General features: G+C 70.5%; 7 protein-coding genes and 3 pseudogenes. 6 read left to right on the forward strand and 4 right to left on the reverse strand.

The features are described 5' to 3' along the window. The 3 genes from GV126_RS16100 to GV126_RS16115 all read left to right on the forward strand — a co-directional run. On the forward strand, positions 1 to 735 hold a 735-nt coding region (locus GV126_RS16100), incomplete at its 5' end, for a DUF4241 domain-containing protein (protein ID WP_159667103.1). A gap of 137 nt (positions 736 to 872) precedes the next feature. Beyond that, on the forward strand, positions 873 to 1,295 hold the full coding sequence (locus tag GV126_RS16105) for a hypothetical protein (protein WP_159667106.1): 423 nt from the start codon (positions 873 to 875) through the stop codon (positions 1,293 to 1,295). Positions 1,296 to 2,423: 1,128 nt separating this feature from the next. Continuing rightward, positions 2,424 to 3,623 (forward strand): DNA sulfur modification protein DndB, encoded by a 1,200-nt coding sequence (locus tag GV126_RS16115; protein WP_159667111.1) that lies wholly within the window; start codon positions 2,424 to 2,426, stop codon positions 3,621 to 3,623. Between the two features lie 285 nt (positions 3,624 to 3,908). Here the strand turns inward: GV126_RS16115 and GV126_RS36510 are convergent. After that, positions 3,909 to 4,237 (reverse strand): annotated as a pseudogene (locus tag GV126_RS36510) (hypothetical protein). On the opposite strand from GV126_RS36510, the pseudogene GV126_RS37305 reads away from it, so the two are divergent. Further along, positions 4,230 to 4,325: pseudogene (locus GV126_RS37305) on the forward strand (replication initiator); the annotation flags it as partial. The pseudogenes GV126_RS36510 and GV126_RS37305 sit on opposite strands and share 8 nt — an antisense overlap. 131 nt (positions 4,326 to 4,456) lie before the next feature. On the opposite strand, the gene GV126_RS16120 reads toward GV126_RS37305, so the two are convergent. Next, positions 4,457 to 5,218 carry a phosphoglyceromutase gene (locus GV126_RS16120; RefSeq protein ID WP_159667113.1) on the reverse strand — a complete coding sequence of 254 codons (762 nt, stop codon included), beginning with the start codon at positions 5,216 to 5,218 and terminating at the stop codon, positions 4,457 to 4,459. A gap of 213 nt (positions 5,219 to 5,431) precedes the next feature. Between GV126_RS16120 and GV126_RS16125 the strand changes: the two are divergent. After that, positions 5,432 to 6,650: pseudogene (locus GV126_RS16125) on the forward strand (MDR family MFS transporter); the annotation flags it as partial. A gap of 222 nt (positions 6,651 to 6,872) precedes the next feature. Here GV126_RS16125 and GV126_RS16130 read toward each other — a convergent pair. Next, positions 6,873 to 7,409 carry a DUF2000 family protein gene (locus GV126_RS16130; protein ID WP_237331196.1) on the reverse strand — a complete coding sequence of 179 codons (537 nt, stop codon included), beginning with the start codon at positions 7,407 to 7,409 and terminating at the stop codon, positions 6,873 to 6,875. A 49-nt stretch (positions 7,410 to 7,458) separates the two neighbouring features. Here GV126_RS16130 and GV126_RS16135 point away from each other — a divergent pair, with 49 nt between their 5' ends. Beyond that, positions 7,459 to 8,277 carry a helix-turn-helix transcriptional regulator gene (locus GV126_RS16135; protein ID WP_159667115.1) on the forward strand — a complete coding sequence of 273 codons (819 nt, stop codon included), beginning with the start codon at positions 7,459 to 7,461 and terminating at the stop codon, positions 8,275 to 8,277. Here the strand turns inward: GV126_RS16135 and GV126_RS16140 are convergent. Continuing rightward, positions 8,244 to 9,901: glycosyl hydrolase family 28-related protein (locus tag GV126_RS16140; protein WP_236570017.1), on the reverse strand; the 1,658-nt coding region annotated here is incomplete at its 5' end. The two genes, GV126_RS16135 and GV126_RS16140, sit on opposite strands and share 34 nt — an antisense overlap.

The following is a 9,901-nucleotide window of genomic DNA, read 5'->3' on the forward strand; positions in this document are numbered from 1 at the left end:
GCCCTGTTCACCCCGGGCAGCCGCTTCGCCCACCCCCACTTCGGTACGGCGGTCGTCACCGCCCCCGAGCCGGCCGGTGTCCTGCGGCTGCCCACCGGCTCGGTCGTCGCCGCGGACCCCGGCACCCTCGGTGAAGACGACGAGCCGTTCACCGTGCGGGTGCCGCCGGGCGAGTACCCCGTGGTGATCGCCACCATGGAATGGGAGGGCAAGGGGTGGGGCGACAACACCGCCGCCCTGCTGCGCATCACCGACGAACCCACCGTGAGCTGGGAACTCGCCGTCCGCCCCGGCCAGGACCCGCGCCTCTTGGGCGAGGGGGAGTTCTACGGCTTCGGCGTGGACACCGGCATGGGCGCGTTCCTCGACGCGGCGGGGCGCGAGGGGCTGGCCGAAGCGTTCGAGGACCGACTGGAGCCGGGTGAGGCCACCGACCCCCGTACAGGCACGAATCTGATCGCCTATCACAGCGGCATGGGCGACGGCTCGTACCCGGTCTGGATCGGCCGCTCCGCCGCGGGCGAAGTGACCTGCCTGGTCGCCGACATGCTCATCCTCCACCACGCCCGGCCCCTGCCACCGACGGCACCCGACACGACGACCTTCCGCTTCCCCGCCACCGTGCAGGACACCCCTGGACCGCACGAGCCGGGCACGGCCGGGGAGGCGGCCGCGTACATAGCGGCGCTGATCACCGAGGTCGCCGACTTCAACGAGAGCCTGCGGCACCGCTAGCGGGCACAGCCGACACACCTGCCCGCCGTACTCGGAAGGTACTCGGACGACCGTACTCGGGAGGTGGTCGCGGTCACCCAGGAAAGATGAGTAGGCGTGCTCAGGCCGGTGGCGGCACGGGCGGCGACCGTTGAGCCATGAGCCGAGGACCGACGAACCGCGCACTGCTGAAGCCCACGTCCTACCTGCCGTGGACCCTCCTCCTGGCGGGACTGTCACTGGTGATGTGGGCCGTCTGGCTGGGCTGGGACCAGCGCCCCGACATACAGCCGGACGGCACGACGACCGGCCCGTACCAGGCGTGGCAGGTGGCCGGTCTCGTCCTGACCCTGCTGGCGGCGACCTGCTGGACGGCCTTGCGCGGCCACGGCCCCGCCGCCGTCCTGGGCACCACGGCCGGCCTGACGGTCGCCTCCTACTGGGACTGGTCGGACGACGCCAGCGGCCTGTTCGTGATCGGCGTGGGCCTGGTCATGCTCCTGACTCTCGCCGCGACGGCCGCCGTGTCCGCGGTGTGCGGGGCCGTGACACGCGGCAGCCGGCAGCACAGGACGACCTGACACCCCACCGCGCCACCGCAGCCGGAGAAGCGGCGATCACTGCTTGCCGGTGCCGACGGGGTCCACCCTGACGTCGTCGGCGGCCGTGGCGGTGACGGGGATGTCGATACTGACCGGCAGGGCCTTGGAGTGGTCTCGTCGGGCGGAGTGACGACGACGGCGCTGACGTACACGCCGGTGAATCCGGCCGACCTGACCAATGCTGACGTGTATCGCCTGGCTGAGGCGTATCCCCTCGGATGGGATGAGCCTGCAGCGCTTGAGTGGGGGGCGTCACGGTGCCCAACCAGCCGGGTCAGGGCAAGCCGGACGAGTATCCGTGGCACCTGCTCCTCGACGCGGTGGAGGATCAGCGGGGCGCGGTAGCCGCCGACCGGCGGGCTCCGTTTCACTTCACCGGACGCCTGGGCGGCGGCCCAGAGACGGACCGGGCAGGACAAAGCCCCCAGCCGCGGCAGGACACCGCGGGCAGGGGTCGGTCACGTTGGGCCCACTTCTTCTTGCCCTGGGTTTTGCCAGGGATCTTGGTGGCCTGCATTTTTCCTGCTCGAGAGCGGTGTGCCCGCGCGCCTGGTGGTCGCCGTTGGTCGTCATCGGCCACTGTTGAGCGACCTCGGGCGGCCCAGCTTCGGCGCGCTCGGCTGACGGCCAGCACCCCTCAAAGCGGCCCGTCTGAACCTCAGCCGACGACAGTCAGCTACGACGGCGGGCGCGCCGACCGACCACGCACGCGTATGCCTCGCTGCAGCCCCACCGGCCTCAACCACGCTGCCGCTGCCGTCAACCAGAGCAAGCCGCGACGACCGAACCGTGATCACCACATCGGGTCCTCAGCTGGGGAAGCCCCCTGCGCCGGTCACTTTAGGCCATTTAAAGGAACAGGATTGCGCCATGATCACGGGAACTAACCCGCGGATTACCGAATACCGATGAGCGAATCAACACGCCCACCTGCAGATCTGTCTCCACGGCAGACATGCACCCTTAGAGCACTCCAATCGATTCTGAGGATGAAGAATCACGCTCTAACTAAATCCGCGGGTTGCCCTCCTGATGACCCTTCACCTACGTTGAAGGCTGCCAAGGCAAGCGCTGCGGCTCCAACTCGCAGAAGACAAAGGTGAACGCATGCTGTCACCCGTCCGTACCGGGCTGGCGATCAAGGTTCAGGTGGTCCACTCCCACCTCGCCATCGGCGTCATCGACTGGGAAAACACCTGGGGAATCGTCAACGACCCCGAGATCGTTGAGGCGTCCGCGAACAGCAAAACCGACATGGGCATGGACGAGTACGCGGAGATGCGCGCCGCGGTGCAGCGCTTGATCGGTTCCAAGGGCAGCTCGAAGGCCAAGAACATCGGCCCCTACGCCGACTACCTCGCTAAGGCGCTTAAGGGTGAGCTCGGCAACGCTTGGTCGACGCCTCCGCTGACGTTGTGGTGCCAGCGCCCTCTGATCATCGACGAGAGCGGCAATACCCACCTGCCGATCCTGGACGCGATCGTTGCGGTCGACGCCGAGACCCAGATCACGGCCATGCACCGCATCCGGAAGAACAAGAAGTTCTACGGCCTGGAGGGCTTCGACTTTTCTACTGCAATGGTTGCCTTCGAGATCTACCACGGTATCCCGGCCAGCGACGCGCGTCAGATCTTCCACGACCGCAACCTCAAGGGCGTCCCCGTGGACAAGTCGCTCGCCCTGTCCATGGACGACCGTGACCTCGCGACCACCATCACCCGCCAGCTTGTGGACGCCACCACGGTTATGCTGCCGGACGGCGAGAAGCCGCTGGCCGACTTCATCGTCACCGGCAAGCGACAGGCCGGATCCAGCCCCAATGAGTGGATTACCCTCTCGGCGCTCCGCACGATGGTCGTAACCACGCTGCTCGGTCGGTCCGGTATCCAGGCTTCCTCGGGCAACGCCAGCATCACCCTCGCCGACCTCCCCGACGGCGTGACGGAGTCCCAGGCCCTCCACGAGGTCGTCGACGCGCTGAAGGATCTGATCACGACCCACACCGACCAGTTCGTCCAGAAAAACGCGATCACCACTCCGGCCGTCCTTGCCGGTCTCGGGGCTACCATGCACCGCACAATGTCCTGGACCGAGGAGCCTTTCGAGCCGCACGTGGATGTGAAGGGGCTGCTCAAAACCGTCCGCTGGGAGCGCGACGCTCAGTACTGGGGCGGCGTCTCAGCCACCGTAAAGACCGACGGCAAGGTCACCTGGGGCGGCGGCGCCAAGGACTCTGGCTACAAGGTCTACACCGCCCTGACCGACCCGTCCTCGGACGTCGGCAAGAAAATCCGCGGTCTCGCCTAGCAAGGCCGTAACCATTAGGCAAGGCTCCCTCCCCAGTGCACGGGGAGGGAGCCTTGCCATGTCCAATATGCGGAGCGCCTTTGGCCAAAGCGGCTACCTGTAGCGTGGATCCGATCGCTCCAGCCGCGACGTACCCCTTCCCTGTCAGGCGGCTTGTTGCTGTGCGCGGCACGGGCGCCGGCCGGGCTGGAGAGGGGCGGAGACAGGAGCGCAGGCCCGGCCGGGGGCCGGGCCGCGCGCGGGGAGCGGAGCGAGCCGCCTTGAACCAGTGGAGAAAGTTGTAACTCACTCTGTTGGGCGGGGCTTGAAGTCGAGCGCGCATGCCGGGAGTTCAGCAGCCTGACTGTGCGCGAGTGGAGGAAGAACACCGGTCGGATCGTCCACGTGATGCGGGTCTTGGCGTGGGTCACTGACACCGTGCACGGCTCGGCGCGCAACAGAGCTTGTCGGGTTTCGATCTGGCCCTCGTACAGCCACTCCCATGCCTTGTCGGAGGCGTCCGTGTCCAGAGCCGGTGAGATCGTGCGGAGGGCGACCGTGACCCAACGGTCCGCCTGGGGTGCCGAGTAGGCGTCGAACGATCCGAGCAGTGCCGGCCCCCACTGCTCGACCACCCTCCCAGCCGGCCAACTCCTCGTCCGCTGCAACAACCGCCGCATCACCCGTTGCCCGGCCTGCGCCGAGGTCTACCGCCGCGACACCTTGGCTTTCGCAATGTCCATCCGCGTGACCGTCCGCCTCGTCTAGCCTGACGGCCCCGACACGGCCCAGCTATGCCAAAAAAGCCCCCGCCCTGCGAGGAAAGCGCAGGTCGGGGGCTTACCGGCGTCTCGTTACTTCTTCTTGCCCTGGTTCTTGACGGCCTCGATGGCCGCTGCTGCGGCGTCCGGGTCGAGGTACTTGCCGCCGGGGGTGACCGGGCGGAAGTCGGCGTCGAGTTCGTAGGACAGGGGGATGCCGGTGGGGATGTTCAGGCCCGCGATGTCGGCGTCCGAGATCTGGTCGAGGTGCTTGACCAGGGCGCGCAGGCTGTTGCCGTGGGCGGCGGCCAGGACCGTGCGGCCGGCGAGGAGGTCGGGGACGATGCTGTCGAACCAGTACGGCAGCATGCGGGCGACGACGTCCTTCAGGCACTCCGTCTGCGGGCGCAGCTCCGGCGGGAGCGTGGCGTAGCGCGGGTCGGAGAACTGGGAGTACTCGGCGTCGCGGTCCAGCGGGGGCGGCGGGACGTCGTAGGAGCGGCGCCACAGCATGAACTGCTCCTCGCCGAACTCCTCCAGGGTCTCGGCCTTGTTCTTGCCCTGGAGTGCGCCGTAGTGGCGCTCGTTGAGGCGCCAGGAGCGGTGGACCGGGATCCAGTGGCGGTCGGCGGCCTCCAGCGCGAGCTGGGCCGTGCGGATCGCGCGCTTCTGGACGGACGTGTGGACCACGTCGGGCAGCAGGCCGGCGTCCTTCAGCAGCTCACCGCCGCGGACCGCCTCCTTCTCGCCCTTGTCGTTGAGGTTGACGTCCACCCAGCCGGTGAACAGGTTCTTCGCGTTCCACTCGCTCTCGCCGTGGCGGAGGAGGATCAGCTTGTACGGTGCGTCGGCCATGCTTCAGAGCGTAATCCACGCATTCGGCGCCCCGCGCCGGTGCCCGACCGGCGGACGGTTGACGGGTTCTGTTAATTGAGTGGCCCCGCCGCGACCTGCTCTCGTAAGTTGTGTCTGCCGGTTACGGCACTTACATCATCGGGCGCCGGCGCCTCATCGGGCGCTCGCGCTCTCGCGCGCTCACACCATCGACAGTTCCGGGGGTCGTCGTCCATGTCCGTCGCCAGTCTCAGACGTGCCGCACACGACACCGTCTCCGGTCTCCCCCGGTCCTTCTGGTGGCTGTGGACCAGCACCCTCGTCAACCGGCTCGGCGCATTCGTCGCCACCTTCATGGCGCTGTACCTCACCCTCGACCGCGGGTACTCCGCCTCCTACGCCGGTCTCGTCGCCTCCCTGCACGGGCTCGGCGGCGTCGTCTCCTCCCTCGCCGGCGGCGTGATGGCCGACCGGCTCGGCCGGCGGCCCACCCTGCTCGTCGCTCAGGCGTCCACGGCCGTCTTCGTCGCGCTGCTCGGGTTCGTCCGCGATCCCGTCTCCATCGCCGCTGTGGCCTTCCTCGTCGGCATGGCCTCCAACGCCTCCCGGCCAGCCGTGCAGGCGATGATGGCCGACATCGTGCGGCCCGAGGACCGCGTCCGGGCGTTCTCCCTGAACTACTGGGCCATCAACCTCGGCTTCGCCGTCTCCTCCATGGGGGCCGGCTTCATCGCCGAGTTCAGCTACCTCGCCGGCTTCCTGATCGAGGCCGGGATGACCATGGCCTGCGCGATCGTGGTCTTCCTCAAGCTGCCCGAGTCGCGGCCCGGCGGCCCGTCCGGGCCGGGTGAGGCGGGCGGGGCGGCCGGCGGCGACTCCGTGCGGCTGGTGACCGTGCTGCGCGACGGGCGGTTCATGGGTGTCGTCGGGCTTTCCTTCCTCGTCGCCCTCGTCTTCCAGCAAGGGTCCGTCGGACTGCCCGTCGCCATGGGCGAGGCCGGGTTCACCCCCGCCGACTACGGCATGGCGATCGCCGTCAACGGCGTGCTGATCGTCGCCCTGCAGATCCCCGTCACCCGGCTCATCGAGCACCGCGACCCCCGCCGACTGTTGATCTTCTCCTCCCTGCTCGCCGGGTACGGCTTCGGGCTCACCGCCTTCGCCGGGTCGGTCGGCGTCTTCGCCCTCACCGTGTGCGTGTGGACCCTCGGCGAGATGGTCAACGCGCCGACCCAGACCGGGCTCGTCGTCCGGCTCTCCCCGGTCCACGGGCGCGGCCGCTACCAGGGCGTCTACTCGCTGGCCTGGTCCCTCGCCGCCCTCGTCGCACCGCTGATGTCCGGCACGGTCATCGACCGCCTCGGCGCGGAGTGGCTGTGGGGGACGTGCGCGGTGGTCGGGACGGTGGCCGGGTTCGGCTACGGGGCACTGATGCGGCGCCTGCCGCAGGAGCCTCGGGTGGAGGGGGACGTCATGGAGGAGTCGGTGGTGGAGGCGTCGGTCCTGGAGAAGTCGGTCGTGGAGAAGTCGGTGGCCGGGGCGTCGGTCGCGGAGAAGTCGGTGGTGTCCGTGAAGGAGGGGGCCGTGGTGGAGGGGGCCGTGGTCGAGGGGTCCGGGCGACCTCCACCCCCGCGACCCCGCGCCCCAGAGCGCATACACAACCCCGGCGATCGCCTCACGGGTGCATCCGCGCCCCCTTCAGCACCTTGTCCACCGCGTTCTTCGGGCCGTACACCGCCAGCCCCACCAGGTCCAGCTCGGCGGTCGGTACGGCCCGGACCGCCGCGCGGTTGTCGCGGTCGTTGCCCGTGGTGAACAGGTCGGAGGTGAACACCGCGCGCGGCAGGGCGCGGGTCAGGGTCCGGGCGTGTGCCCGGGTCAGCGTCTCCTTCGTGCCCTCGAAGACCAGGACCGGCTGGCGGAACATCGGCAGGTAGGACACCTCGTCGGCGTCCTCGTACGGTTCGCCGACGACCTCCGGGACCGCCGTGCCCAGGCCGCTGACCAGGAAGGCGGTGACGTTCAGGCGCTGCCAGGGTTCGAGGTCCTCGCGCAGCAGCACGGCGATCTTGGTGTCGAAGCGGATCGGTTGCGTGGCATCGGTGGCCCGGTCGCCCCGTTCGCTCGCCTGGTCGGGTCCGATCGCCTGGTCGGGTCCGATCGCCTGGTCGGGTCCGGTCGCCTGGTCGCGTTCGGTCGGTTCGGTGTTCATGGGGTGAGACTGCCCGGCGGCCGGTCAGCGGGTCTTGTACGTTCTTTGCGTGGCCGCCGAACGGGCCCGACGGGCCGACGTCTCCGCCTGGCGCCCGCGCGTCCCGGGTGTCGTGGAGGTCTTCCACGCCCACTTCACCGAGTACGCCTACCCGATGCACGTCCACGACGCCTGGACGCTGCTCATCGTGGACGACGGCGCCGTACGGTACGACCTGGAGCGGCACGAGCACGGCACCCCGCTCGACACGGTGACCCTGCTGCCGCCGCACGTGCCGCACAACGGCTCCCCGGCCACCCCGGACGGGTTCCGCAAGCGCGTGGTGTACCTCGACACCAGCCGTCTGGGCGAGGAGCTGATCGGGGCGGCGGTGGACGGGCCGGACCTGCGGGACCCGGTGCTGCGGCGGCGTGTGGGGCAGTTGCACTCCGCGCTCGGGCGGCCCGGCGACGAGCTGGAGGCGGAGAGCCGGCTCACGCTGGTCGGCGAACGGCTGCGCGGCCATCTCTCGCGGCGTGCCGCGTCGCGTGCCCGCCGGGACCCGGCGCTGGCACGGCAGCTGCGGGAGCTGCTCGACGCGCGGGTGGTGACCGGGGTCTCGCTGGAGGAGGCGGCGCGGCTGCTGCACGCCCATCCCGCCCATCTGGTGCGGGCGTTCAGCGGCGCGTACGGCATCGCCCCGCACCAGTACCTGATGTCCCGGCGGGTCGGCAGGGCCCGGCGGCTGCTGCTGGACGGGGTGCCGCCGGGCGAGGTCGCCCCGGTCGCCGGGTTCTACGACCAGGCGCACCTCACCCGGCACTTCAAGAAGCTGGTCGGCATCACGCCGGGACGCTACCGGGCGCGCAGCGCGCGCTGGGCGTCGTAGAGGTTGCGCGGGCGCACGACGTCCGTGGTGCCGTACAGCTCCAGGCGCGAGTGCAGGTCGCCGGTGAAGTCGGGGACGTCGATCTGGTCGAACTCGGTGACCTCGTCGATGCCGACGGTGGCCGAGTACGGCGCCAGACCGTCGATCTTCACCAGGCCCGCGCGGCCGTTGGTGACGCGGATGTTCCAGTGCGTGAAGCGGGCGCCGAACAGCGGGCCGGCACTGGCGTCACCGCCGTGCCGGCCGTTGTTGTTCACCGTGATGTCGGTGCGCACGTCGGCGAAGGGCAGGCCGCGGTGCGAGTCGAAGGTGCCCATCTGCATCTCGCCGCGCGACCAGACGTTGTGCGAGGACAGGCCCTCGACGTTGATGCCGTGCAGCTGGGTGCCGGGCGGGGCGGGGACCGTGCGCTGCTCGATGGTGAAGTCCTCGATCAGGTTGTCGTGCGAGCCCTCGCGGCAGAAGTACGGGTGGTGGGAGCCGCGGCCGGCCACGCGGGTGCGGCGCAGGGTGCAGGCGGAGGCGGCGACCAGGCCGAAGCCGTTGTCGACGTGGCGGACCGTCACGTCGTCCACCCAGCAGTCGTAGGCGCACTGCAGGACCACGCCGTTGTAGCCCTTGTCGAGCAGGTGCGGGGACTGCGGGGTCTCGATCGCCTCCAGGGTCAGGCCCTCCACGCCCGAGCCGGTCAGCTCCTCGACGTGGGTGGTCAGCCGCGGGTCCCACTCGGGGCGTAGGTCGAGCGGAAGGGGGCGTTCGAGGGTGACGGTGCGGCCGTGGACGCGGGTGACGCGGACGGGCCACTCGTAGGGGACGTAGGAGGTCAGCTTGGTCTTGTCGTCCCAGGAGTAGGCCGCGGGGCCGGGGCCGCCGCCCGCCATGTGCTGCAGCAGCGTGTGGTCGGCGTCGTCGGCCAGGCGCAGCAGGACCAGTCGGCCGGGGCGCAGCCGGGAGGGGTCGGCGACGGTCACCGTCCAGGAGCCCTGCCGGGCCGGGGCGACCGTCGTCAGGGTCGTCCACTCGTCGCGCCGGTTGCCGGTCCAGCCCTCGAACGGCCAGGCCCTGTCCCGGATCGCGGCGACCAGGGAGGTCCAGCGGGCCTCGGGGGCGAGCCAGATCAGGCCGCCGGCCCAGGACCAGGACGACTTGTCGCCGCCGTAGCGGGAGCCGTAGGGGCCGATCAGCTCGGTGAGGTTCCTGGTCGCGTACAGCGTCGTCCGGCCGCTGCCGGCGCCGCGCAGGACGACGCCGGAGTGGCCGATGCGGATCAGGCCGTCGATGCGATAGGTGCCGGGCGGGACGAGGACCGTGCCGCCGCCGGCCCGGCCGGCCGCGTCGAGGGCGCGGTTGATCGCGGGGGCGCAGTCGGTGGTGCCGTCGGCGACGGCGCCCAGGTCGGTGACGTCGGCGACGACGCGGGGGCGGGGGAAGCGGGCCGCTCCGCCGCGCCGGCCCGCGCTGTAGGGCGCGTCGAGCGAGGCGAAGGCCGAGTGGAGGAGGCGGAGGGGCGGGTGGGCGCCGTGGCCCTGACCCGCGGGCGGGCCGGCGCGGGGGGCCGGGCCGCCGTCCCGCTCGCCCCCGCGGCGGCTGCAAGGGCGGGGGCGGCGGGCCCCCGCACCCGCAC

The sequence above is a fragment of the Streptomyces mexicanus genome (assembly GCF_902506575.1).
Lineage (GTDB): Bacteria > Actinomycetota > Actinomycetes > Streptomycetales > Streptomycetaceae > Streptomyces > Streptomyces mexicanus.

Bases quoted from the DNA above. Each gene is read 5' to 3' on its own strand.
- GV126_RS16105 (WP_159667106.1), top strand. From the start codon at position 873: ATGAGCCGAGGACCGACGAACCGCGCACTGCTGAAGCCCACGTCCTAC.
- GV126_RS16115 (WP_159667111.1), top strand. From the start codon at position 2,424: ATGCTGTCACCCGTCCGTACCGGGCTGGCGATCAAGGTTCAGGTGGTC.
- GV126_RS16120 (WP_159667113.1), bottom strand. From the start codon at position 5,218: ATGGCCGACGCACCGTACAAGCTGATCCTCCTCCGCCACGGCGAGAGC.
- GV126_RS16130 (WP_237331196.1), bottom strand. From the start codon at position 7,409: ATGAACACCGAACCGACCGAACGCGACCAGGCGACCGGACCCGACCAG.